Consider the following 23,964-nt stretch of genomic DNA (forward strand, 5'->3'; position numbering starts at 1 on the left):
TCAGCGTGCGGTGGTCTCGAGGAGGAAGGAGACGACCGACGCGAGGGTCTCCGTCCGGCGGTCGGCGGTGTCGGCGGCGCCGTCGAGGAGGCGGGCGCCGGGCACGTCGGCGGCGAGCCGCTTGGCGAGGGCGGCGGGCGCCAGCGTGCTGTCGCCGGGCAGCACCAGCAGCGGCGCGGGGAACTGCGCCATCGACTCCTCCGGTACGGAGAAGTAGGCGGAGCCCTGCGGCCAGACGCCGTCGCGGAACCGGACGACGCGCACGATGTAGCGCTCGCGGCGCAGGGTGCGGACCTCCTCGCGGAACTCGGGCGAGCCCTCGAGCCCGCGGGCGTACGGGCCGGCGCCGGGCCGGACCGCGAAGCCGCCGCCCCGGGCGGCCTCCTCGATGACGCCGTCGATGCCCTCGGCGCGGACCAGGCGCATCGGCTCGTCGAAGGTCGCCAGGAAGTCGCCGAGGGTGTTGCCCTCGGCGAGTCCGACGGGCGCGTGGGCGACGACGGACGCGATCCGCTCGGGGGCGTCCTGGACGAGGCGCCAGGCCTGGGCGGTGCCCGCGCCGGAGGCGGCGACGTGGGCGCGCTCGACGCCCAGTTCGTCGAGGACGGCCAGCAGGTCGGCGGCGGTGCGCCCGTAGCAGAAGGGCTCGGCGGGGCCGGTGCTGGAGCCCTGGTGGCGCGCGTCGACCGTGATCACCTGGAACTGCCCGGCGAGGGCGTCGGCGGTCTCGGTGAAGGCGGCCCGCTCGGTGTCGCACTGGCCGGGGATCTCGCCGGGGCCGATGAGCAGGACGGGGAAGCCGGTGCCGCGCACCTCGTAGTGGATCCGCGCCCCGTCCGGGCGCACGGTCTCAGGCATGGTTCTCCTCCAGGCTGGTGGCGATCGTGGCGATCGCGTTCATGAGTTCGGCCGCCATGGCCTCGGGGTTGGTGATCGGCGCGGCGTGGGAGCCCTCGATGGCGCGGGGTACGTAGAGGGCGCCGGCCAGCTCGCGCCACACCTCCATGGACCCTTCGGGCAGCACCGGGTCGGCGGTGCCGGACACCGCGAACAGCGGTACGTCCAGGGCCGGGCGGTTGGCGCCGCGCAGCACCGCCCGGTGGTTCTCGGCCAGGACCGTGTCGGTGCGCAGGCGCTGGACGTACTCGGCGAGCAGTTCCTCGCTGGCGAGGACCTCGTCGGGCAGCAGCCCCTCCAGGAGGGCGGCCAGTTCGCGCGGGTCGGCGCCGTCCAGGTCCCCGGTGAGCTCGCCGAGCCGGTCCAGGCCCGGGGTGAGCGGGGCCAGCGGCGGCAGCGCGCAGGCCGCGACGAGGGCGAGGGGCGGCACGCCGGGCCGGTGGGCGAGGCGGTGCGCGACCTCCCAGGCCAGCCAGGAGCCCTGGCTGTGCCCGTACAGGACGACGGGCGCCGCGCCGGCGTCCGGGGCGAGCCGGCCGGCGAGGGCGGCGACGACCTGGTCGGCGAGGGCCATCATGTCGGTGACGGGTTCCTCGTCGGAGCGGCCCTCGCGGCCCGGCAGCTGCACGCCGAGGAGTTCGACGTCGTCGGGCAGGTGGCGCACCAGCGGCACGTGGCCGCCGGTGGTGCCGCCCATGCCGGCGACGCAGACGATCCGGGCCCGCGGGTTCTCGGCCGGCTTGAGGACGCGCAGCCAGGGGTTGTCCCGGCTGCCGCCCGCCGCCGGGGCCGGGGGTGCGCTGCCCTCGGGGGCGAGCGTGGCGCCGAGGTGGGCGGCGATGCCCTCGCAGGTGGCGTGGCGCAGGATCGCCTCGGTGGTGACCGCGAGGCCCGTGCGGCGGGTCAGTTCGTTGCGTACCTTCACGGCCATCAGCGAGTCCAGGCCCAGCTGCTGGAGCGGCCGGTCCGCGTCCAGCTCCGCCTCCGGCATCCCGAGGACGGGGGCGACCTCGCCCTTGACCAGGGCCGTCAGCGCGGCCTGGCGTTCGGCGGGGCTCTGCCCGGCCAGGGCCGTGCGCAGTTCGGCTCCGGCCGATGCGTCGGGCGCCTGCTCGGCCTCCGGTTCGCGGGCCTCGGGCAGGGTGTCGAGCAGCGGGCGCGGGCGGGCCGCCCGGTAGGCGGGTGCGAACGCCGCCCAGTCGATGTCGGCGACGCCGAGCGCCGCCAGGCCGGCGCCGAGGGCGATGTCGAGGGCGTCCAGGGCGAGTTCGGGTGCCATGGTGCGCAGGCCGCGGGAGCGGGCGGCCGCCTCGGCCTCGGCGGTGACCATGCCGCCGCCGGCCCAGCCGCCCCAGTGCAGGACGGTGGCGGTGAGCCCCTGGGCCCTGCGGTGGCGGGCGAGGGCGTCGAGCGCCGTGTTGGCGGCTCCGTACGCGGCCTGCCCGGCGCCGCCCCAGAGGCTGGCGCCGCTGCCGTAGAGCACGAACGCGTCGAGCTCGCGGCCCGCGAGGGCCTCGTGCAGGTGCCAGGCGCCGTGCACCTTGGCCGCGTTCTCCTCGGCGGCGGCCTCGGGGGTGAGGCTGGTGAGGGCGGCCGGGCGGGACAGGCCCGCCAGGTGGGCGACGGCCCGCAGCGGGCGCCGCGCGTCGCCGGTGCGGGCGAGCAGTGCGGCGACCTGGTCGCGGTCGCTGACGTCGGCCTGCTCCAGGGTGAGTTCCACGCCCAGGGCGGCGAGCTCGGTGCGCAGCAGCTCCGTCTCGGGGGCCGCCCCGGCGCGGCGGGAGGCGAGCACGATGTGCTCGGCTCCGCGTGCGGCGAGCCGCCGGGCCAGGTGCAGGCCGAGGGCTCCCTGGCCGCCGGTGATCAGCGCGGTGCCGTGGGTGGACCACGTCCCGGGCCCGGCCGGGCGCGGGGCGGTGCGCCGCAGGCGGCGTACGTGGCGGCCGTCGGCGCGCAGCGCCACCTGGTCCTCGTGGTCGCCCGCACCGAGGCAGGCCACCAGGGCGCCGGCCCAGCCCGGGTGGGGCCGCGCGGGCAGGTCCACGGTGCCGCCCCAGCGCAGCGGGTCCTCCAGCGCGGCGACCCGGCCGAGGCCGGTGACCAGCGCCTGCAGGGGTGCGGGGGTGCCGGCGCCGTCGGTGTCGGCCGCGCCGCGGGTCAGCGCCCACAGCGGGGCGGTGAGCCCGAGGTCGCCGAGTGCCTGGAGCAGGGTGAGGGTGGTGGCGAAGCCCGCAGTGGAGCCGGAGCCGTCGGGGGTGGCGTCGAGGGAGCCGAGGGTGAGGACTCCGGCGGGCGGCTCGGGCAGCGCGGCCAGGGCGGCGGCGAGCGCCGTCCGGTCGGCGACGGCCTCGATGCGGTACGGGGTGGCTCCCGCGGCGCGCAGGGCGTCCTCGACCGCGTCGGCGGCCCCGGTCTCGGCGGCGGTGGTCACCAGCGCCCAGGGCCCGGCCAGGGAGGTCGGGCCGGCGGGCGCCGGGGAGAGCTCCCAGGCGTCCTCGTACAGCCAGCCCGCGACGGTCTCGCGGGACTCCTGGCCCTGCCACCAGGCGGACAGCAGCGGGAGCAGTTCCCCGATGCCCTCACGGAGGCGTTCGGGCGCGTCGAGCAGCTCGGCCAGCCGGGCCGGGCCCTCCTCGCGGACGGCCTCCCAGAAGGCCTGGTCGGCGGCGGCGCGGGGGGCGTCCTCCGCCTTCGGCGGGTCGATCCAGTACGAGCGGCGCTGGAAGGCGTACGAGGGCAGTTCGGCGACCTTGGCGGCGGGGGCGGCGGTGTCCAGGATCCGCTCCCAGGGCACCCGGTGGCCGTGGATGTGCAGTTCGCCGAGGGTGCGCAGGAATTCGGAGCGCTCGCCGTGGCCGCGGCGCAGGGTGCCGGCCACCAGGGCCCGCTCGCTGCCCTCGGTGAGCGGCATGGCGAGCACGGGGTGCGGGCTGACCTCGATGAACACGTCGTGGCCGGCGTCGATCAGCTGCTGCTGGGCGAGGTCGAGGCGGACGGGTTCGCGCAGGTTGCGGCACCAGTAGGCGGCGCCGAGTTCGCGCCCGTCGAGGAGGGTGCCGGTGACGGTGGAGTAGAACGGCAGCCGGCCGCTGCCGGGCGCGAGGTCCGCGAGGTCCGCCTCGAGGCCGGGGAGCAGCGCGTCCATCCAGTGGCTGTGCGAGGCGACGGGAGCCTCCAGCTTGCCGCACACGATGTCCTCGTCGTCGAGGGCGAAGAGCAGGTCCTCGATGGCGTCGGCGTCGCCGGACAGGGCCACGGAGGTGGGGGTGTTGACGGCGGCGACGGAGACGGCGTCCCCGTACGGCGCGATCCGCTCCTTCACCTGTTCCAGCGGGAGTTCGACGACGGCCATGGCGCCGACGCCCGCGACCGCCTGCAGGGCGCGGCTGCGGACGGCCATGATGCGGGCGCCCTCCTCCAGGGTGAGCGCGCCGGCGACGACGGCGGCGGCGACCTCGCCCTGGCTGTGTCCGGTGACGGCGTCGGGCTCGATGCCCAGCTCGCGCCAGGCGGCGGCGAGGGCGACGTACATGGTGAACATCACGGGCTGTACGACGTCCAGGCGGCGGGCGGAGAGTTCGGGGCCGCCGGCGCCGCCCAGGACGTCGGTGACCGACCAGCCGAGCTCGGGTGCCAGCAGGGCGTCGCAGTCCCGGACGGTCCGGGCGAAGGCGGGCGACTGCTCGAGGAGGGTGGATCCCATGCCGTCCCACTGGCTGCCCTGGCCGGGGAAGACGAAGACGGTGCGGCCGCGGCCCCGGGCGGTGGCCCGGCTGACGTTCGTGTGCGAGCGGTCCTCGGCGAGGGCGCGCAGCGCGGCGGCGGCCTCGTCGGCGGTGGCGGCCGTGACCAGGGCCCGGTGGCCGAAGTGGGTGCGGCGCAGGGCCGCCGTGTGGGCGACGTCGGCGAGCGGGACGGCGCGGTGGTCCTCCAGCCAGTCGGCCCAGCGGCCGGCCTGCTCGCGCAGGGCGGCCTCGGTACGGGCGGAGAGGACGACGGGCAGGGACCCGGCCGCGGGCGCCGCCGCCCCGGTGGCGGCCTGCGCGCCCGCTGCGGGCGCCTGAGCCCCCGCCGGGGCCGGCGCCTGCTCGAGGACGACGTGGGCGTTGGTGCCGCCGATGCCGAAGGAGGAGACGCCCGCGCGGCGCGGTCCGTCCTCCTGCCAGGGCTTGGTCTCGGTGTTGACGTAGAAGAGGTTCGGGTCGAGGCCCATCTCCGGGTTCGGGTGCTCGAAGTTGAGGCTGGGCACCAGCTCGCCGTGGTGCACGGCCAGCGCGGCCTTGATGAGCCCGGCGATGCCGGCGGTGGCGTCCGCGTGGCCGATGTTGGTCTTCACCGAGCCGATCGCGCAGGGCTCCGCGCGCTCGGCGGAGCCGAAGACCTGCTGGAGGGCCTGCACCTCGATGGGGTCGCCCAGCGAGGTGGCGGTGCCGTGCGCCTCGATGAAGCCGACGCTGTCCGGGGTGACGCCCGCCGCGGCCTGGGCCTCGGCGATGACGTACGCCTGGCCCTGGACGCTCGGCGCGGTGAAACCGGCCTTGGCGGCGCCGTCGTTGTTGACGGCGCTGCCGCGCAGCACGGCGTAGACGGTGTCCCCCGCCTCGACGGCGTCGGACAGCCGGCGCAGGACGAGCATGCCGACGCCGCTGCCGAAGACGGTGCCCGCGCCCTTCTCGTCGAAGGCGCGGCACTTGCCGTCCGGGGAGACGACCAGGCCCGGCTGGTGGACGAAGCCGCGCTTGAGGGGGATGGTCAGCGAGGAGGCGCCGACCAGGGCGACGTCGGACTCTCCGCGCAGCAGGCTCTCGCGGGCCAGGTGGGCGGCGACCAGGCCGGTCGAGCACGCCGTCTGCACGGAGAGGGCGGGGCCGCGCAGGTCGAGCTTGTGGGCGACGCGGGTGGCCAGGTAGTCGTTCTTGTTGCCGATCATCGAGCGGTAGAAGGAGGACAGGTCGCCCGAGGCGTCCTGGTGGTAGCCGCCGAAGCCGGTGCCGCCGAAGACGGCCACGTTGCCGTCGAACGCGGCGGGCACGATGCCGGCGTGTTCCAGGGCCTGCCAGGCGGCCTCCAGGAACAGCCGGTGCTGCGGGTCCATGACCTCGGCCTCGGCGGGCGAGTAGTCGAAGAAGGCGGCGTCGAAGAGGTCGGCGCCGTCGATCAGGCCGCGGGAGCGGACGTACGCCGGGTCGGCCAGCTCCTCCTCGGTGGCGCCGGCCGCGCGCAGTTCCTCGTCGCTGAAGTGGGTGATCGACTCGACGCCGCCGCGCAGGTTGCGCCAGAACGTGTCGACGTCGGGGGCTCCGGGCAGCTTGCAGGCCATGCCGACGATGGCGACGGCGTCCTCGCCGGAGCGCTCGCGGCGGGCCGCCGACTCCTGTCGGGCGAGCGTGGCGTGCGAGCCGTCGCGCAGGTACGCGGTGAGCTGGCGGACGGTCGGGTAGCGGAAGAGGGTGGAGAGCGGGAACTCCCGGCCCAGACCCGCGCAGATGAGCTTGTGGGCCTCCAGCGCGCTCATCGAGTTGGCGCCGAGGTCGAAGATGCCCTTGTCGGGGTCGACGACGGGGATGCCGAGCACGTCGGCCCAGGCGCCGGACACCAGGGACTCGATGCCGCCCTCGCCCGCGGGCTCCCGGCCCTCGGCGGTGCGCGCGGCCGCAGCGGCGGCCGGCGCCGGTGCGTCCAGGCGCAGCAGGGCGTTCCGGTCGACCTTCTTGTTGGGCGTGTGCGGCAGTTCGGGGAGGTGGACCAGCCGGGACGGGACCATGTACGCGGGCAGCCGCTCGGCGAGCGCGGCGAGCAGCTCCTCGTCGGCGACGGTGCGGCCCGGGGCCGTGGTGAGGTACAGGCACAGCCGGGGGTCGCCCGGCACGTCCTCGCGGACCACGGCGGCCGCCTCGGCGACGCCGGTGTGCTCGGCGGCGACGGCCTCGATCTCGCCGAGTTCGATGCGGTGGCCGCGCAGCTTGACCTGCGCGTCGGCGCGGCCGCAGAACTCCAGGGAGCCGTCGGCCCGGTAGCGCACGACGTCCCCGGTGCGGTACATGCGGGCGCCGTCCCCGGCGAACGGGTCGGCGAGGAAGCGCTCGGCGTCGAGCTCGGGCCGGTTCAGGTAGCCGCGGGCGACGGCGAGGCCGCCGATGAACAGCTCGCCGCGGGTGCCGCGCGGCACCCGGCGGCCGGCCGCGTCCAGCACGTACAGCACGTTGCCGTGCAGCGGCAGGCCGAGCGAGACCTCGCCCGGTACCGCGTCCCAAGCCGCCGACCAGACGGTGGTCTCCGTCGGCCCGTACATGTTCATCAGGCCGCCGGGGCACAGCCGGTCCAGCTTGCGGGCCAGGCCCCGGTCCAGGGCCTCGCCGCCGACCAGCATCCGGTCCAGGCCCTGGACGAGGGCGCGGCCGTCGGCGTCGGCCAGCAGCATGCGCGCCAGCGAGGGCGTGCACTGCAGATGGGTGGGGGCGTACGGGAGGTAGTCGGCCCAGCCGGCCGGTCCGCCCCGGCCCACGACGACCCGGTAGCCCCGGGTCAGGGTCCACAGCAGTTCCAGCGTGGAGATGTCGAAGGACAGGCTGGTGACGGCGAGCCAGGTGTCGCCGGGGCCGCCGCCGACCCGCTCGTCCATCGCCGTGCAGAAGGTGGCGAACTGGGCGTGCTCCAGCTGGACGCCCTTGGGCAGGCCGGTGGAGCCCGAGGTGTAGATGACGTACGCGAGGTCGGACAGCCCCGGGAGCGTGTCCGGGTCGTCCGGGATCCCGCCCTGGTCCGGGGCGTGCGCCAGCGCGTCGGCCAGCAGGACCGCCACGTCGTCGGAGGCGACGTCGGCCGAGCCCTCGCGGGTGGAGACCACCAGCGACAGGCCGCTGTCGCGGATCACGTGCTCCAGGCGGGCCTTGGGGTACTCCGGGTCCAGCGGTACGTACGCGCCGCCCGCGAGCCAGGTCGCGAGCACCGACACCACGAGGTCCGCCGAGCGCGGCAGGTGGATGCCGACCAGCGTCTCGGGGCCGGCTCCGGCGGAGCGCAGGTGCCCGGCCATCTCCGCCGCCCGCGCCACCACCTGCCCGTACGTCCAGGTGCGGTCGCCGTCGACCAGCGCGGACGCGTCGGGGGTGCGGCGGGCCTGGGCCAGGATCCGCTCCAGGGCGGTGGGGCCGGCGGCCTCGCCGGACACCCGGCCGCCGCGCTCCTCCAGCCAGGCCAGCTCGTCGCCGGAGATCAGCTCCAGGGCGCCGATGGGCCGGGCCGGGTCGGCGACGGCGGACTCCAGCAGGGTCCGGAAGTTGTCCGCGAGGCGGGCGGCCGCGTCGGCGCCGAGGACGCCGGGGAGGAACTCCACCTCGCCCACCAGCCCCTCTCCGTCGGGGGCGAGGGTCAGTCCGACGGCCGACTTGGCAACCCCGCGCGGACCGCCGCCCACGGCGGCGTCCGCGGACGGCACCCAGGCGCCGCGTCCCTCGCCGAGCGCGGGCAGGCTGCTCGCCCGGTAGTTGAAGACGGCGCTGAACAGCGGGTTGTCCTCGCCGGTGCGCTCGCCGCCGACGGCCTTGACGAGCTCGGTCAGCGGCAGGTCCTGGTGCTCCATCAGTTCCAGGACCCGCGGCGCGGCCTGCGCGAGGACCTCTTCGAAGCTGGGGTCGCCGGTCAGCTCGCAGCGCAGCGGCAGGGTGGTGACGAGGAAGCCGAGCAGGCCCTCGGTGCCGGCCAGCTGGCGGTTGGCCCAGACGGTGCCCAGGCCGAAGTCGTACGCGCCGGTGGTGCGGGCCAGCAGGACCGCGAAGGCGCTCGCGTACACGGTGTAGGGGGTGACCCCGGTGCGGGTGGCCAGTTCCTCCACCCGGGTGCGCAGTTCGGCGGGGAGGGTGAATCCGGTGGTGCCGCCCTCGCTCGCGCCGTCGGCGGCGGGCAGTTCGAGGCGGCCCATGCCGGTGAGCCGCTCGCCGATCACGCTCAGGCCCCGGGCGAAGCGGCCCTCCTCCAGGGCGCGCTGCTCCCAGGCGGCGAAGTCGCCGAGCTGGAAGGCGGGTTCGGGGGCCTCGGGGGTGCGGCCCTCGGCGTAGGCGGTGTAGGCGGCGTGGAGCTCCTGCGTGAAGACGGACAGGGACCAGCCGTCGGTGACGGCGTGGTGCAGGAAGATGCCGATCAGCTGGCCGCCGTCGTGGGTGTCGGCGAGCAGGCAGCGCAGCAGGGCGGGGCCGTCGAGCGGCATCGGCCGGCGCTCCTCCTCGCGCACCCGGGCGTCGAGCTCCCGCGGGTCGAGGTGGCTGAGGTCCTCGTGGGTGAACTGCGGTTCCGCTTCGGGCCGGACGATCTGGGCCAGGGCACCGTCGCGGGTCGCCAGCGAGGTGCGCAGCGCCTCGTGGCGGGCGGTCACCCAGGTCAGGGCGGAGCGCAGCGCGGCGGGGTCGAGCCGCTCCTCGGTGCGCAGCACGAGGGGGGTGTGGTACTCGGCGCTGCCGGGGCGCAGCTGCTCCAGGAACCAGAGCCGGCGCTGGCCGTCGGTCGCGGGGTGCTCGTCGCGCCGCCCGGAGCGCTCGAGGGCCGTGGTGGGCGCGCTCTCCAGTGCGCCGAGGGCGTGCGCGAGCAGGTGCCCGGCGATGTCCTGCGCGGTGGGGTGCTGGAAGGCGAGGTTCGCCGGGAGGGCGGCGGTGGTCAGCTCGGTCAGCCGGTTGCGCAGCTGGAGCGCCATGATCGAGTCGAGGCCGAGCTCCTGGAGCCGCTTCTCTGCGGGGACCGGCTCGGTGGCGCCGAGGACGGCGGCCGCCTCGCGCCGGACGAGCTCGGTGAGGACTTCGAGGCGTTCGCCCTCGCCGAGGGCGGCGAGGCGGGCGCGCAGGGCGGCCGGGCCGGTGGCGTCCTCGTCCGCGGTGTCCTGGGCGGCGCGGCCGAGGGCGGCGATCTCGGCCTCGTCGAGGCGGCGGTAGCCGGGGACGTCGGTCCAGTAGGGCTTGCGCTGGAAGGCGTACGTGGGCAGGTCCGCGAGCCGGGCCGCGGAGCCGTCGGCCGGGGCGAACACCCGGGTCCAGTCGGCCTCGTAGCCCTGGGTGTGCAGGGCGCCCAGCGAGCGCAGCAGCTGGTCGAGGCCGCCCTGGTCGCGGCGCAGGCTGCCGACGACGGCGCCGTCGCTGTCGGCGGTGGCGCTGGTCAGGGGCATCCCGAGGACGGGGTGCGGGGATATCTCGACGAAGACGCCGTGGCCGTCGGCGACGAGCTGCGCCAGGGCGAGGTCCATGCGGACCGTCTCGCGGACGTTGCGGCACCAGTAGGCGCCGTCGAGGGCGGTTCCCTCGACCACGGTGCCGGTCACCGTCGAGTAGAAGGGCACGGCCGACGCGCCGGGGCGCAGGTCGGCGAGCTGCTCGGCGAGCCAGGGCAGCATGGGGTCGATGTGCGCGCTGTGGCCGGCGGTGTCGGACTGGATGCGGCGGCAGAAGACGTCGCCGCCTTCGAGCTCGGCCAGCAGGCGCTCCACGGCGTCCACGTCGCCGGACACCACGGTGGAGCCGGCGGTGTTGACCACGGCCACCGACAGGGCGGCCCCGTACGGCTCGATGAGCTCGCGGGTGCGCGCCACGGGCAGTTCGACCAGGGCCATCGCGCCGCGGCCGCTGCACTCGCGCAGCTGGCCCTGCGAGCGCAGCGCGGTCAGCCGGGCTCCGTCGGCGAGGGTGAGGGCGCCGCTGACGACGGCGGCGGGTACCTCGCCCTGGCTTGAGCCCACCACGGCGGCCGGCTCGACGCCGAGCGAACGCCAGACGGCGACCAGGCCGATCATCACGGCGAACAGGGCGGGCTGGAGCACGTCGATGCGCTCCAGGGTGAGTTCGGGGTCGGCCTCGCCGCGCAGGAAGGCCGCGACGGACCAGCCCGTCCACGGGGCGAGGGCCTCGTCGCACTCCTGGACCGCGTCCCGGAACACCGGGCTCTGCTCCATGAGTTCGCGGCCCATGCCGAGCCACTGCGAGCCCTGGCCGGGGAAGACGAAGACCGCCTTGCCGCGCTCGCGCGCGGTGGCAGAGGTGACGGCCGGGTGCGGCAGGCCCGCGGCGAGGGCGGTGAGCGCCTCGGCGGCCTCGGCGGGCCCGGCCGCGAGGACGCTGGCGCGGGCCTCCAGCGGGGTGCGGTGCAGGGCGGCGGTGCGCAGGACGTCCGGCCAGTGGGCGTCGGGGCGGGCGGTGAGCCAGTCGGCCCAGCGGGCGGCCTGGGCGCGCAGCGCCGCCGTGTCGGAGCCGGAGACCAGCAGCGGGCGGGGGCCGGCCTGGGCCCCGGCCGGGGCGGGCTCGGGAGCGGGCCCGGCGGATGCGGCTTCGGCCCCGGCCTCGGCGGAGGCGGGGGCGGGGGCCTCCTCGACGATGACGTGCGCGTTCGTGCCGCTGATGCCGAACGAGGAGACGCCGGCCCGGCGCACCCGCTCGCCGCGCTGCCACGGCCGCAGCTCCTGCACGAGCCGCAGTCCGCTGTCCTCCCAGGGGATCTGCGGGCTCGGCTCGGCGGCGTGCAGGGTGGGGGGCAGCGCCTCGTGGCGCAGCGCGAGGATCATCTTCATCACGCCGACGACACCGGCGGCGGCCTGGGTGTGGCCGAGGTTGGACTTGGAGGAGCCCAGCCACACCGGCCGGTCCCCGTCGCGTCCGGGGCCGAAGACCTCGGCCAGGGCGCCGGCCTCGATGGGGTCGCCCAGCGGGGTGCCCGTGCCGTGCGCGTCGATCGCGTCGATGTCGGCGGGGGTCAGGCGGCCGGAGTCGAGCGCGTCGCGGATCACCCGCTGCTGCGCGGGCCCGTTGGGGGCGGTCAGGCCCTGGCTGCGGCCGTCCTGGTTGACGGCCGAGCCGCGGATCACGGCCAGGACGGGGTCGCCGTCGCGCCGGGCCGCCGACAGCTTCTTCAGGACCAGGATGCCGACGCCCTCGGACCAGATGGCGCCATCGGCCTGGGCGGAGAAGCTCTTGCAGCGCCCGTCGGGTGCCATCGCGCCGAGCCGGCTGGACTCCACGTACATGGCGGGCGAGCTCATCACGGTGACGCCGCCGGCCAGGGCCAGTTCGCAGTCGCCGCCGCGCAGGCCCGCGACCGCCGAGTGGATGGCGACCAGCGAGGAGGAGCAGGCGGTGTCGATGGTCAGGGCCGGTCCCTGCAGACCGAGCGCGTAGCTGATGCGGCCCGAGACGACGCTGCCGGAGATGCCGGTGCCCTGGTAGCCGTCGAGGACCTCCAGGGGCGCGTTGCCGGTGTCGTAGTCGGAGCGCATGGCGCCCAGGTAGACGCCGGTGCGGCTGCCGGCCATCGTGTCGGGGCGCAGCCCGGCCCGCTCCAGCGCCTCCCAGGAGGCCTCCAGGACGAGCCGCTGCTGCGGGTCCATGGAGACGGCCTCGCGCCGGGAGATGCCGAAGAAGTCGGCGTCGAACTCCTCGAGCCCGTCGAGGAATCCGCCCTCCTGCGCGTAGCTCTTGCCGGTCGCCGTGGGGTCCGGGTCGTACAGGTCCAGGCCGTCCCAGCGGGCGGGCAGCGGGCCGATGGCGTCACGGCCGGTGGCCAGCAGCTCCCAGAACTCCTCGGGCGTGGTGATGCCGCCCGGGAGCCGGCAGGCCATGGCGACGACCGCCACCGGCTCGTGCCGCTCGTTCTCCAGCTCGGCGTTGCGCTGCTGCAGCTGGATCACCGCAGCCATGGCCCGCCGGAGCCGGTCCTCGTTCGCCTGGGCGCTCATCTTGGCCATCCGTCTCGTTCTGTGGCACTGCCGTCTGGGGTCTGGGGGAAGGGGAGGAGAGGAGTCGGGTCAGTTCCCGAGCGTGACGTCCATGTACGGGGGGAACTCGGGGATCCGGGAGAAGTCGTTCTCCAGGACCGAGATGTCGCCCTTCTTCGCGATCTCGCGGAAGCCGGCGAACTTGTAGGTGATGTACATGGTCCGGTTGCGGTCGGTGGGCACGAACTCGGCGCGCAGCTTCGCCCCGGCCCGGTGGGCCTCGCGGATCAGGTGGCCGAGCAGGACGGATCCGACGCCGCGGGACATGACGCGGCAGGACATCAGCAGCAGCTTGACGGTCCACACGTCCTCGCCGCGCTCCACGAGCGAGAGGCCGATCTTGCCGTAGGTGCCGTACTTGTCCTCCAGGCCGGCGACCAGCAGGTCGTGGTCCGGGGAGAGGCGGAAGGCGTCCAGCTCCTCGTAGGAGTAGGTGTATCCGGTGGCGTTGAGCTGGTTCGTACGGACCGTCAGCTCCTCGGCGCGCTGGAGGTCGCGCTCCTCGGCGGGGCTGATGGTGAAGCGCATGCCGAGCGAGGCGAGGAACTCCTCCGAGGTGCCCTCGTGGGACTCCTCGGCGGCGTTGCGCTGCGCGTCGGCCCGGTAGAGGTGGCGGCGCTCGCGGGAGTCGGCGGTGACGAACCGGGGGTGCATCTCGGGCAGGTCCGGGATGCCGGCGGCGTCGACGGCGTCGATGCAGCGCACCTGCGGGTGGGCGAAGGCGACCTCGTCGCGTTCGAAGGGCTGGTCGTCGACGAAGGCGAGCGTGTCGATGCCGATGTTGATCGCCTTGGCGACGGCCTGCACGGACTCGGACTTGTTGCCCCAGTTGATCTGCGGGTAGAGGAAGTACTCGGCGATGCCGAACTCCTCCAGTTTGGCCATGGCCGCGGCGTGGTCGTTGCGGCTGGCGACGGAGTGCAGGATGCCGCGCTCGTCCAGGATCCGCAGGGTCTCCACCACTTCGGGGCGCAGGGTGACCTGGGCGTCCTCCAGCAGGACGCCGTCCCAGACGGTGTTGTCGAGGTCCCACACCACGCACTTGACGGTGGCCGTCTTGAGGGCGGGGGCGGTCGTCGTCTCGGTGGTCGTCGTCGTCATCGGTCACTCACTTCCACGGGCTGCGGCGGCGGGGGTGCGGCGGAACGGGGCCCGCTCCTGGAAGGCGTACTCGGCGAGGCCGACCTGGTGGAGCTGGGAGCTGCCCTCGATGACCTCCATGACCTTGGTGTCACCGAGCAGGCGCTGTACGGGGTAGTCGGGGCCGCAGCCGTTGGCGCCGTGGATCTGCACGGCGTCGGTGGCTGCGCGGGCGGCGGCGGTGGAGGCGAAGTACTTGGCCGTGGAGGTGGCGGCCAGGGCACCCGGGTCGCGGGCGTCGCGCAGCCGGCCGGCCTCCAGGCTCAGCAGCCGGGCCGCCCGGGCGGAGGTGTACATCTCGCTGATCATGCGGCGGACCAGCTGGTGCTCCCTGATGGGGACGCCGAACTGGACCCGCTCGGCCGCGTAGTCGGTGCTGGCGTCCAGGCAGGCGTCGAGGATGCCGACGCAGCCCCAGCCCACCGTGTACCGGCCGAGGTCCAGGGCCGCGCCGGTCACGTGGGAGACGCCGAGGCCCGGCCGGGCCAGCAGGTTCTCGCCCGGGACGCGGCAGTTGTCGAAGTACACGTTCGCGGTCATCGAGGCGCGGATGCCGATCATGTCCTCGATCAGCTCGGTGCGCAGGCCCGGGGTGTCGCGTTCGACGAGCAGGGCGGTGGGGCCCTGCTCGCCGCGCCCGACGACGAGGAACAGGTCTGCGGTCTCGCCGTACGTGATCCACTTCTTGTGGCCGTCGAGGATCCAGTCCTCGCCGTCGCGGGTGACCCGCGTGGTGACGGCGGAGGCGTCGCTGCCGGTGCCCGGCTCGGACACGGCGAGCGCGGCGACGCGCTCCCCGCGGGCGAGCCGGGGCAGCCAGGTGTCCTTCTGGGCGCGGGTGCCCCAGCGGGCGACTGCGTGCGCCACCATCGTGTGCACGGTCAGCAGACTGCGCAGCGAGGAGCAGGCGCGGCCGAGCTCGGCCGCGAGCAGGCCGAGCGTCACCGCGTCGCGGCCGCCGCCGCCGTACTCGGCCGCGACGTGCAGCCCGAGCAGGCCCTCGTCGGCGAGCAGCCGGACGGCCTCGGGCGGGGTGCGCTGGGCCCGGTGCCAGGCGTCGGCGTACGGGGCGACGCGGCTGTCGGCGAAGGCCCGGAACTCCTTCTGGGCCTGCGCCTGCTCCGCGGTGAGCATCGTCGTCATCTGGGGTCGGCTCCGCTCGGCCTACTGGGGGACCGACGCGGCCAGCTTGCGGCTGACGAACGCGTCGAGGGCGCTGATGGAGCGGAAGTACTCCAGCTCGAGGTCCTCGTTCTCGACGGTGATGCCGAACTCGTGCTCCACGAAGGAGACGAGCTGCATCGCGAACATCGAGCTGACGAAGCTGAGCTCGAAGATGTCCTGGTCGTCCTTGAGGTCCTGCACCGGGATGAAGCGGGAGAGGTACTCCGCGATCCTGGCCTTGTTGTCCGTGCTCATCTCGTTCCGTCCTGTCGTCTTCGGTGCGGGGAGGGGCGGGGGCGGTCGGTACGCACGCGCGCCCGGCCGGCGGTGTCAGCGGTACGTGTGGAAGCCCTGGCCGCTCTTGCGGCCCAGCAGGCCGGCGGCGACCATCTTCTTGAGCAGGGGCGCCGGCCGGTACTTGCTGTCGTTGAAGCTCTCGTAGAGCACCTCGACGGACTTCAGGATGGTGTCGAGACCGATGAGGTCGGCGGTCTCCAGCGGGCCCATCTTGTGGTCGAAGCAGGTCTTGAAGATGCGGTCGACGTCGGCCGGGGGCGCGACGCCGTCCTGCACGAGGAAGACGGCCTCGTTGATGGTGAGCATCAGGACGCGGTTGGAGACGAAGCCTGGGACGTCCTCGACGACGATGCACTCCTTGCCCAGCTCCGCGAGGAAGCGGCGGGCGGTGTCGATCGTCTCGGGGGTGGTGTGGTGGCCGCGGATGACCTCGACCATCGGCTTGAGCGGCACCGGGTTCATGAAGTGCATGCCGACGACGCGCTCGGGGCGGCTGGTGACGGAGCCGACGCGGGTGATGGAGATGGCCGAGGTGTTGACGGCGAAGACGACCTCGGGCCGGCAGATCCGGTCGAGCTCCTTGTACACCTTCTCCTTGACCGCCCACTCCTCGGTCACGTTCTCGACGACGAAGTCCGCCTTGGCGAGCAGCTCGTAGTCGGTCGTGAACTCGATCTTCTCGAAGACCTCGGCGGGGTCCACCGCGGCCTTGCGGTTGAACATCGCGAAGGCCCGCAGGCTGCTGCGCAGCTCCTTGCGCGCGTTGTCGAGGATCTCCTCGGAGACGTCGACCAGGACGACGCGGTGGCCGGTCTGGGCGAGGTTCTGTGCGACGCCGACGCCCATGACGCCGGCTCCGACGACTCCTGCTGTCGTGAATTCCATTGGTGGTCGACTCCGTTTAGCGTGCGCCGCGTACGGCGTAGATGTTGTGGATGTCCGTGCCGGCGTACAGCTCGTCCTGCTCGGCGTGCGCGGTGAAGCCGCGGCTCTCCAGGAGCGCCACGAGCCGGGCGACCTCGCCGTCGGCGTCGTGCGCTTCCAGCACCATCTGCTGGATCTTGGGCCAGTCCTCGTCGGCGATGCCGTCGATGACCTGGCGCTCGCTCTTCTGCACGTCGATCTTGATGAGGTCGATGCGCTCGATGTTCTGCTCGCGGATGACGGCGCTCAGCGGGCGCAGCTTCGCGGTGAACTCGATGGCCTCGAAGCGCACGTCCATGAGCTCTTCGGTGTACTCGGCGAGCTGGTCGGCCGCCTCGTCCCCGCCGGCCTCGCGCTGGTTGGCGATGATCGTGCGCAGGTTGTGCTTCTCCTCCGCCTCGTCCGGGTGGAAGGAGGACATGCCGGAGCTGCGCGGGTAGAAGGTGAACTGCGCCTCGGACTCGGCGTCGGAGATGCCGATGTTGAACAGCCGCGCGTCGACGCCGTGTTCGGCGACGTTGCGGCTGAGCAGCTCGAACAGCGGCGGGGCCGGCTCGAAGGTGTAGGCCGTCACGTCCTTGGCCTCGTAGTGCGCGAAGAGCGTGAAGAGGCCGATGTTGCCGCCGACGTCGACCACGGTGGCGCCGTCGGGGAGGGTGATCCCGTTCTTGGCGTAGACGCGGTGGTCGAAGATGTCCTCGTAGAAGTGGAGGGTCTCCGCCTCGTTCTGGTGGGAGATCATCAGGCCGTTGGGCAGACGGAAGCGGGCGAGCGAGCTTCCGGTGTGCGAGGAGCCGGAGCCGTCCCCGGCCAGCGCCTCCTGCGGGTCGCGGCCGGCGCGCAGCGCGTCGATGGCGGTCGCGGTCCGCGCGAGGGTGGCCCACTCGTAGATCTGGCGCAGCGTCGGCTCGACGGAGAAGGCGCGGGTGATGCGCAGGATCAGGCGGGTGGCCAGCAGCGAGTTGCCGCCGAGCTCGAAGAAGGAGATGTCCCGCGGGAGCTGCTCCTCGGTCTTGAGCAGCCGGGCCCACAGGGCGTGCAGCTCCTGCTCGGTGGCGCCCGGCTCGCCCTCGGCGGCGGCCGGAGCCGGGGCCGGGGCGGCGGTGCCGTCGGTCACGAGGTCCTGGGCGGGGTGGACCGTCCAGTCCACGGCGCCGCCGGCCAGCCACAGCCGGCCGAGCGCCTTGAGGGCGACGGCGGTGTCGGAGCGGCGCTCCAGCGGGTGGCGCATCGAGGCGATGACGGAGCCGTTGCCGACGCCGCGGACCTCGGTGGCGAGGCTGGCGAGGGTCTGGCCGGGGCCGGCCTCGAGCAGGACGTGGTCCTCGCCGATGGCGCGCAGGCCGTCGGCGAAGCGGACCGGGCTGACGAGGTGGCGGGCCCAGTAGCGGGGGTCGGTGGCCTGCTCGTCGGTGATGAGCTCGCCGGTGACGTTCGAGACGTACGGGATGCTCGGCGCGTTCAGGGTCAGGGTCCGCGCGAGCGCGGTCAGCTCGTCCGCGATCGGCTCCATCATCGTGGAGTGGAAGGCGTGCGTGGTGGCGACCCGGCGGTTGATGACCTCGCGCGTGCGCAGGGAGGCCTCCAGCGCGGCAATGTCCTCCTCGGGGCCCGCGACCACGCAGAACGCGTCGCCGTTGACGGCGGACAGCGAGAGGTTCGGTCCGAGCAGGGCCACGGCGTCCTGCTCGGGCAGCATGACGGCGAGCATGGCGCCCTGCGGCAGCGCGTCGATGAGCGCGGCGCGGCGGGCGACGAGGGTCAGCGCGTCCTTGAGGGAGAGCACCCCGGCCAGCGTCGCGGCGACGTACTCGCCCAGGCTGTAGCCGGTCAGGACGGCGGGGCGGGCGCCCCAGCTGCGCCACAGTCCGGCGAGGGCGTACTCGATGACGAACAGGGCGGGCTGGGCCAGCTTCGTGGCGTTCAGCCGGCGCTCCTCGGCGCTCACCGGTCCGCTGTCGCGGCCGAGCATGCGGCGCAGGTCCATGGCCGGCGCCTTCGCGGCGTCGCCGGCCGGCTGCGCGGCGGCCGGCTCGGCGGCGGCCGGGAAGATCACCTCGCGGATGTCCAGGCCGAGGTCGGGGGCGAGCAGTTCGGCGCAGCGGTCGACCTCGGCGCGGAAGACCGGGAAGTCCCGGTAGAGGTCGCGGCCCATGCCGAGGTAGTGGTCGCCCAGGCCCGGGAAGAGGAAGGCCAGCGGCGCGGAGGTGGCGCCGGTCTCCTTGGCACCCAGCTCGGCCGGGCCCTCGGGCCCGGTCAGGACGGCGCCGCGGTGCGTGCCGGAGGCGGCGCCGGAACCGGCGGAGCGCCGGGTCACCGGGGCGGCGGCGGCCGGGGCGGCCGCGCCCTTGAGGGCGGCGAGTCCGGCGTCGAGGGAGGCACCGTTGGTCCCGCTGACCAGGTCGAGGTGGAACGGGAGCGGACCGGTCGGCGGGCCCGCCGCTTCGTGCCTCTCCTCGGCGGTGATCGTGTTGGGGGTCATACCTCTCCTTGGGTGTGTCGGAAAACCGGGCGAACGGCCGACGCGCGGCCGCTCAGGCCAAAACAGCGGGTGCCGCAGGTGCACGCAAAGCAACCCCGGCCTGGGGGACCGGGGCTGCACATGTCTGAGGAGCGCCCGCGTGCCGCCCTGGTATCTGTCCGAGGATTCCGTCGTGACCAGCCTGGTCAGGACTGCTTGAGCAGAGCCGGAGCAATGGTGGACGCGGCCGTCGGCAGCTAGTGCTGTGACCGGAAAGGTTCACCGAGTCGCGGTGCCCGGCAAACCCTTCCGGCCACAGCACTAGGCGGCGTGGGTCGGGAGCCGGGACTCGGCGTAGGACTTGGCGAGGTTGAGGGTCGCCGTGCTGTTGCGGCCGAGCGCCTCGCGGACGTAGCGGCGGCATTCTGCGATGCCGGCCTCGGGGCCGAGGACCCGGGCGATGTTCTCCTCGCGCAGCACGACGCTGTGCTGCGAGGTGACGGTCACGCCGGACTCGTCCTCGACGAGCGACCACTCGCCGGTGTGGGCGGACATCAGCAGGGGCGTCGCCGTCTGCTTGTAGACGATGCGCCGGGCGTGGGGGAAGCAGATGCGCACCGACTCGGTGGTGTGGGAGCTGCCGTCGGCGGTCAGGGTGTCCATGGACATGACCTGCACGCCCGGCTCGGGCTCGGTCAGGTCCAGGCGCGAGACGTGCGGGACCAGCGCGGGCCAGTCCTGGACGCGGTGCAGGAACTCGTAGACGCGGGTCGCGGCCGGGCCGTCGACGCGTACGGAGTCCTCGAAGGACATCACCAGGTCGTCGAGGCGCTCCCAGCCCTCGGCGAGCTGCTTGATGTTGCCGAGCTCGGCGCGGCTGTTGGTGTCGGTGGCGCTCTCGACCCACGCGGCCGAGTCGGCGTCGTCGCCGGCGACCGTGAAGTCGTGGAGCAGGACCAGGCGGCAGGAGGCCGCGCCGCGCGGTTCGGCGATCCAGGTGCCGCCCATCGACTCCAGCGGGGAGGCGGGCACCTCCTGGCGGAACTCGATGCGGCGCTGCGCCACGTCCAGGGTGCGCCGCGAGGTCCAGGACTTGATCTGGCCGCCCGCGGTGGCCCACATGCGCAGGTGCTCGCGGGAGCCGTCGGACTCCAGCTGCTCGACGTGCACGTTGGGCGGGAAGTACAGCGGCCACTTGGCCGCGTCGGCGATGAGGCCGTAGACCACCCCGGCGGGGGCGGCGATGGTCACCTCGTGCGTCGTGCGGTGCACACGCTCAGCGGGCATCGTGGAGTTCCTGCTTTCCGGATCAGAAGGTGCCGAGGCCGCCGCAGACGTTGAGCGCCTGCGAGGTGATGGACGAGGCCACGTCGGTGGTCAGGTAGCCGACCAGGCCGGCCACCTCGTCCGCCGTGGAGTACCGGCCGAGCGGGATCTTCGCGGTGAACTTCTGCTTGATCTGCTCCTCGGAGGTGTCGTACGCGGCCGCGTAGCCGGTGCGCACGCGCTGGGCCATCGGGGTCTCGACGTATCCGGGGCAGACCGCGTTGACGGTGATGCCGGTCGGGGCGAGCTCGTTGCCGAGCGACTTGGTGAAGCCGACGACGCCGTGCTTGGAGGCGGAGTAGGGGGCGCCGAGCACCACGCCCTGCTTGCCCGCGGTGGAGGCGATGTTGATGATCCGGCCGTAGGGGGCGCCCTCGAGGCCGCCGTTCTTGAGGACCTCGCGGGTCAGCAGGAAGACGCTGTTGAGGTTGGTGTCGATGACGTCGTACCAGAGCTCGTCGGTGAGCTCGGCGGTCGGCCCGCCGCCGCTGCGGCCGGCGTTGTTGACGAGGACGGAGATCGGCCCGAAGGCCTCGACGGCGGCGGCGACCAGGGCCTTGACGGACGCGGGGTCGCGGACGTCGGCGGCGGCGCCCTCGACCTCCAGGCCCTCGGCCCGCAGGTCCTCGACCGTCTGCTTGACCTGCTGCTCGGTACGGGCGCAGAGGAAGACGCGGTGCCCGCGGCGGGCGAGATCGCGGACCACGGCCAGCCCGATCCCGCTCGTACCCCCGGTGACCAGGGCTACCCGCTTCGTCTCGGTCGTCATCGGTGTACCTCCAGAACGGCGTTGATGGTCCGACCGTGTCCTGAACCCCTCGAAGCCCGCACGAACCCCGCTTGAGGGCCGGTCGCGGACGGCGCGCAACGCGCGGGACGGCGACGCGGACGGCAACCGCATCGAGGCGTCTTCGAATCCCGCTCGACCCGGAGCGGCGAGGGTGGGGACACTCACCAGATCGGAGTCCTCCATGACCATCCAGGCCGGCATCGGACAGCAGGCCGCCGCGGCCTTCGGCGCGCTCTACGCCGAGGTGCAGCAGTTCTACGCCCACCAGATGCAGCTGCTGGACCTCGGTGAGGCGCAGCGCTGGGCCGAGACGTTCACCGAGGACGCCGCCTTCGACGTGCCGACGCTGCCGCAGCCGGTGCGCGGCCGGGCGGGCCTGGTCGCGGCGACCAGCCGCGCCGCCGCCCAGCTGACCGAGGCCGGCCAGCGCCACCGTCACTTCATGGGCATGTTCGACGTCTCCGAGCGCCCGGACGGCTCCGTGCACGTCCGCTCGTACGCGATCGTCTACGCCTCCGACATCGGCGGGGACTCCCAGGTGCACCGGGTGTGCGTGTGCGAGGACGTCCTGGTGCGCGTCGAGGGCGCGCTGCAGGTCGCGACCCGCCGGGTGACCCGCGACGACCTGGCCTGAGCGGGCTCGTGCCCGGGCTCAGGCGTGGCAGGCGGGCAGCCCGCCGTTGAACTCGGCCATCTCCCGGAAGAGGGCGCCCACGTCGAGCGGGGCCCCCGGGGCCGCCCCGGCCAGCTCGGCGTACGCCCGGTGCAGGTTCGGTACGAGGCGCTCTCCGTCGAGCAGGTCCGCGAACGGGCCCCGGCCCGCCTCGGCGGCCAGCTCGAGCGGGGTCAGCCCGGCCGCCGCCCCGTGCTCGGCGAGCTCGGCGATCCAGCGGAAGTAGGCCTCGTTGGCGTCGATCAGCTCGGGGCCGCCGACCGGGCCGTGGCCGGGGACCACGGTCTCGGCGCCCAGGGCGCGCAGCCGCTCCATCGCGGCGAGGGACCCGGAGACGGACCCCATCAGACAGAAGGGGGCGGCGTTCGACATCAGCAGGTCGCCGGCGAACAGCACCCGCTGCTCCGGCAGCCATACGGCGGTGTCGTTGGTGGTGTGCGCGGCCGGTCCCAGGTGCAGCAGTTCGGCCCGTACGCCGCCGATGTGCAGGGTGAGTTCGTCGCGGTAGGTGACGTCCGGGAGCGCGAGTTCCAGGTCGCCCCAGCAGACCTCCGGCCACAGGCCGGTCAGGTGCAGTCCGGCCAGGTCCATCATGGCGCGGGTCTGCTCGTGGGCGACGACCAGGGCCTCGGGGAAGAGGTAGTTGCCGAAGGTGTGGTCGCCGTGGAAGTGCGTGTTGACCAGGGCCCGCGGCGGCTCGGGGACCAGCCGCAGCACCTGCTCGCGCAGGGTGCGGGCGCGGCGCTCGGTGGCGGCGGTGTCGACGAGCAGGCTCTGCCCGTTCGCGCCGGTGACCAGGCCCGCGTTGTTCAGGCACCAGCCGCCGTCGCCCTGGACGTACGCGTACACGCCGTCGGCGATCTCCGTGGTGGTGGCGGACGGGTCCGGCTCAGGCATGGACGGCCGTCCGGCTGCGCAGCCGCTCCAGCAGCGCGAGGGCGCCTCCGTCGTGGATCACCGCGCGGGCGCCGGCCAGTGCCCCGTGCCAGTCGCCGGTGGCGTGTCCGGCGACGGCGAGGGCGGCGGCGCCCAGGCACACGGTGTCCTCGGCCTCGCGGGGCCCCTCGCCGCCGAGCACGGCGCGGAAGTGGGCCGCCGGGTCGGCGCCGCGCGGGCGCAGTCCCTCCAGGGTGCCGGGGCGCAGCCCGAGCAGGGCCGGGTCGAGGGTGAACTCGTCCTCGCCGCCCGCCTCGTAGACGTGCACCCGGTTGGTGGCGCAGCCGAGGAGCCCGCCGGTGCCCAGGTCGTTGCCGGCCAGCCAGATCCGGCGGCCGGCGGTGCGGGCGGTGTGCGCGGCGGCGGTGCGCAGCGCGGGCGCGGGGCGGGCGCCGCCGACGCCGGTGACCTGCGCGGAGACCGGCACGTCGGCGAGGAAGGGGGCGAGTGCGCCGAGGCCGCGGCCGAGCCCGCGGATGTCCAGCGGCGAGGCGGCGCGGGCCAGCAGGGCGAGTTCCGCCGGGTAGGCGAAGGACCCGGCGAAGGCGATGCCGCAGCCTTCGAGGGTCTCGTGGGCCTCCTCGTACGACCGGGCCGTCGGGATGCCGAGGCGCTGCGGCAGGTCGGCCGGGTCCGTCGGGGAGGTGAAGGCGCGCAGGCCGGTCCTGACGACCGGGGTGCCCATCGCGGCGGCGACCAGCGCGGCCGCGGTGGCGGTGTCGAAGGTGCGCGGGCCGCCGCCGTCGGCGGTGACGGCGACCGCGCCGTCGAAGGCGCCCGGGCCGCCTGCCGCACGGCCCGCGTGGCCGGGGCGGCGTTCGACGAGCGAGTCGAGCAGGGCGGTCAGCGTGGTGCGGCCGGGCAGCGCGGTGGACAGCGAGGCGAGCAGGGCGACGGCCTCGCCCTGGCGCGGCCCGCGCTCGTGGTGCGGTCCGCGCGCGTGCAGTTCGTCCCAGAACGAGCGCCACACGGGCAGGTCCACCGGCCGGTCCTGCCCGATGACGGCGGCGACGGCGTCGTGCATGGTTACGCGGCCTCCGCCTGCAGGCGGGACGCGTCCGCGATGAACTCGTCGATGGCCGCGACCGAGCGGAAGGCCTCCGGGTCCAGCTCGAACTCGTCGGTGTTGATGTGGTGGACGTCCTCCAGCCACGCGATCACCTTGAGCAGGCCGAGGCTGTCGACGACGCCCGCCGCCAGCAGGTCGAGGTCCGCGTCCAGCTCACCGGCGGGGACGTCCGGCAGGAACTCGCGGACCATGAACTCCTTGATGGCCTGGATGCGTGGCATGTCGGTTCTCCTTGGTGGGGTGGGTACGGGCGGCCCGGGCGCGGCCGGGCGGCTCAGGCGGTGACGCCGACGGAGAGCACCCGGTTGACGAGCTCGAGGTACTTGCGGGGGGTCTCGGCCTCGTCCATGGCCTCCTCGTCGAGCGAGATCTCGTACTGGCGCTCGATGAGTCCGGTGGTCTGCAGGAGGGCCAGCGAGTCGTAGCCGAGGTCGAGGAAGAGGGTGTCGAGGACGTGGTCGCCGGCCATGTCCACGCCCTCCTCCGCGCCGGCGCAGTCGCGCAGCAGGCGCATCAGGTCGGTCAGCTCCAGGTGCCGCATGGG

General features: G+C 74.4%; 14 protein-coding genes. 1 reads left to right on the forward strand and 13 read right to left on the reverse strand.

The genetic code is table 11. The features are described from left to right. From ACIPUC_RS33205 to fabG, 9 genes are all read right to left on the reverse strand, one after another. On the reverse strand, positions 1 to 858 hold the full coding sequence (locus ACIPUC_RS33205; RefSeq protein WP_446594100.1) for an alpha/beta fold hydrolase: 858 nt from the start codon (positions 856 to 858) through the stop codon (positions 1 to 3). Beyond that, on the reverse strand, positions 851 to 12,610 hold the full coding sequence (locus ACIPUC_RS33210) for an amino acid adenylation domain-containing protein (protein ID WP_446594101.1): 11,760 nt from the start codon (positions 12,608 to 12,610) through the stop codon (positions 851 to 853). Before ACIPUC_RS33210 ends, ACIPUC_RS33205 begins: the two co-directional genes overlap by 8 nt. A 60-nt stretch (positions 12,611 to 12,670) precedes the next feature. Further along, positions 12,671 to 13,741 carry an HAD-IIIC family phosphatase gene (locus ACIPUC_RS33215; protein ID WP_446594102.1) on the reverse strand — a complete coding sequence of 357 codons (1,071 nt, stop codon included), beginning with the start codon at positions 13,739 to 13,741 and terminating at the stop codon, positions 12,671 to 12,673. 3 nt (positions 13,742 to 13,744) lie between these two features. Beyond that, positions 13,745 to 14,923 (reverse strand): acyl-CoA dehydrogenase family protein, encoded by a 1,179-nt coding sequence (locus tag ACIPUC_RS33220; protein ID WP_446594103.1) that lies wholly within the window; start codon positions 14,921 to 14,923, stop codon positions 13,745 to 13,747. 21 nt (positions 14,924 to 14,944) lie between these two features. Continuing rightward, positions 14,945 to 15,199: an acyl carrier protein gene (locus ACIPUC_RS33225; RefSeq protein ID WP_069924400.1), complete on the reverse strand. Its 255-nt coding sequence runs from the start codon at positions 15,197 to 15,199 to the stop codon at positions 14,945 to 14,947. Between the two features lie 75 nt (positions 15,200 to 15,274). Beyond that, positions 15,275 to 16,126, reverse strand: a complete 852-nt coding sequence (locus tag ACIPUC_RS33230; RefSeq protein WP_069924401.1) for a 3-hydroxyacyl-CoA dehydrogenase family protein — start codon at positions 16,124 to 16,126, stop codon at positions 15,275 to 15,277. 16 nt (positions 16,127 to 16,142) lie between these two features. Then, positions 16,143 to 18,647, reverse strand: a complete 2,505-nt coding sequence (locus ACIPUC_RS33235; protein ID WP_446594104.1) for an FkbM family methyltransferase — start codon at positions 18,645 to 18,647, stop codon at positions 16,143 to 16,145. Positions 18,648 to 18,947: 300 nt separating this feature from the next. Continuing rightward, positions 18,948 to 19,913: an aromatase/cyclase gene (locus tag ACIPUC_RS33240; RefSeq protein WP_446594105.1), complete on the reverse strand. Its 966-nt coding sequence runs from the start codon at positions 19,911 to 19,913 to the stop codon at positions 18,948 to 18,950. 22 nt (positions 19,914 to 19,935) lie between these two features. Next, positions 19,936 to 20,721, reverse strand: a complete 786-nt coding sequence (gene fabG / locus ACIPUC_RS33245; protein ID WP_446594106.1) for a 3-oxoacyl-ACP reductase FabG — start codon at positions 20,719 to 20,721, stop codon at positions 19,936 to 19,938. A 202-nt stretch (positions 20,722 to 20,923) separates the two neighbouring features. On the opposite strand from fabG, the gene ACIPUC_RS33250 reads away from it, so the two are divergent. Next, on the forward strand, positions 20,924 to 21,376 hold the full coding sequence (locus tag ACIPUC_RS33250) for a nuclear transport factor 2 family protein (RefSeq protein WP_446594107.1): 453 nt from the start codon (positions 20,924 to 20,926) through the stop codon (positions 21,374 to 21,376). A gap of 18 nt (positions 21,377 to 21,394) precedes the next feature. On the opposite strand, the gene ACIPUC_RS33255 is transcribed toward ACIPUC_RS33250, so the two are convergent. The 4 genes from ACIPUC_RS33255 to ACIPUC_RS33270 are packed head-to-tail and all read right to left on the reverse strand — an operon-like array spanning position 21,395 to position 23,961. After that, positions 21,395 to 22,312: an MBL fold metallo-hydrolase gene (locus tag ACIPUC_RS33255; RefSeq protein WP_446594108.1), complete on the reverse strand. Its 918-nt coding sequence runs from the start codon at positions 22,310 to 22,312 to the stop codon at positions 21,395 to 21,397. Next, positions 22,305 to 23,375 (reverse strand): hypothetical protein, encoded by a 1,071-nt coding sequence (locus ACIPUC_RS33260; RefSeq protein ID WP_446594109.1) that lies wholly within the window; start codon positions 23,373 to 23,375, stop codon positions 22,305 to 22,307. Before ACIPUC_RS33260 ends, ACIPUC_RS33255 begins: the two co-directional genes overlap by 8 nt. A gap of 2 nt (positions 23,376 to 23,377) precedes the next feature. Beyond that, a complete protein-coding gene (locus tag ACIPUC_RS33265; RefSeq protein WP_446594110.1) occupies positions 23,378 to 23,641 on the reverse strand; it encodes an acyl carrier protein in 264 nt (87 codons plus the stop codon). Between the two features lie 53 nt (positions 23,642 to 23,694). Then, positions 23,695 to 23,961 carry an acyl carrier protein gene (locus ACIPUC_RS33270; RefSeq protein WP_446594111.1) on the reverse strand — a complete coding sequence of 89 codons (267 nt, stop codon included), beginning with the start codon at positions 23,959 to 23,961 and terminating at the stop codon, positions 23,695 to 23,697. Positions 23,962 to 23,964: the final 3 nt, after the last annotated feature.

This window comes from Streptomyces sp. LARHCF249, from assembly GCF_052871255.1.

Excerpts from the sequence above, each read along its gene's own strand:
- ACIPUC_RS33205 (WP_446594100.1), bottom strand. The coding sequence starts at position 858 with ATGCCTGAGACCGTGCGCCCGGACGGGGCGCGGATCCACTACGAGGTG.
- ACIPUC_RS33210 (WP_446594101.1), bottom strand. The coding sequence starts at position 12,610 with ATGGCCAAGATGAGCGCCCAGGCGAACGAGGACCGGCTCCGGCGGGCC.
- ACIPUC_RS33215 (WP_446594102.1), bottom strand. The coding sequence starts at position 13,741 with ATGACGACGACGACCACCGAGACGACGACCGCCCCCGCCCTCAAGACG.
- ACIPUC_RS33220 (WP_446594103.1), bottom strand. The coding sequence starts at position 14,923 with ATGACGACGATGCTCACCGCGGAGCAGGCGCAGGCCCAGAAGGAGTTC.
- ACIPUC_RS33225 (WP_069924400.1), bottom strand. The coding sequence starts at position 15,199 with ATGAGCACGGACAACAAGGCCAGGATCGCGGAGTACCTCTCCCGCTTC.
- ACIPUC_RS33230 (WP_069924401.1), bottom strand. The coding sequence starts at position 16,126 with ATGGAATTCACGACAGCAGGAGTCGTCGGAGCCGGCGTCATGGGCGTC.
- ACIPUC_RS33235 (WP_446594104.1), bottom strand. The coding sequence starts at position 18,647 with ATGACCCCCAACACGATCACCGCCGAGGAGAGGCACGAAGCGGCGGGC.
- ACIPUC_RS33240 (WP_446594105.1), bottom strand. The coding sequence starts at position 19,913 with ATGCCCGCTGAGCGTGTGCACCGCACGACGCACGAGGTGACCATCGCC.
- fabG (WP_446594106.1), bottom strand. The coding sequence starts at position 20,721 with ATGACGACCGAGACGAAGCGGGTAGCCCTGGTCACCGGGGGTACGAGC.
- ACIPUC_RS33250 (WP_446594107.1), top strand. The coding sequence starts at position 20,924 with ATGACCATCCAGGCCGGCATCGGACAGCAGGCCGCCGCGGCCTTCGGC.
- ACIPUC_RS33255 (WP_446594108.1), bottom strand. The coding sequence starts at position 22,312 with ATGCCTGAGCCGGACCCGTCCGCCACCACCACGGAGATCGCCGACGGC.
- ACIPUC_RS33260 (WP_446594109.1), bottom strand. The coding sequence starts at position 23,375 with ATGCACGACGCCGTCGCCGCCGTCATCGGGCAGGACCGGCCGGTGGAC.
- ACIPUC_RS33265 (WP_446594110.1), bottom strand. The coding sequence starts at position 23,641 with ATGCCACGCATCCAGGCCATCAAGGAGTTCATGGTCCGCGAGTTCCTG.
- ACIPUC_RS33270 (WP_446594111.1), bottom strand. The coding sequence starts at position 23,961 with ATGCGGCACCTGGAGCTGACCGACCTGATGCGCCTGCTGCGCGACTGC.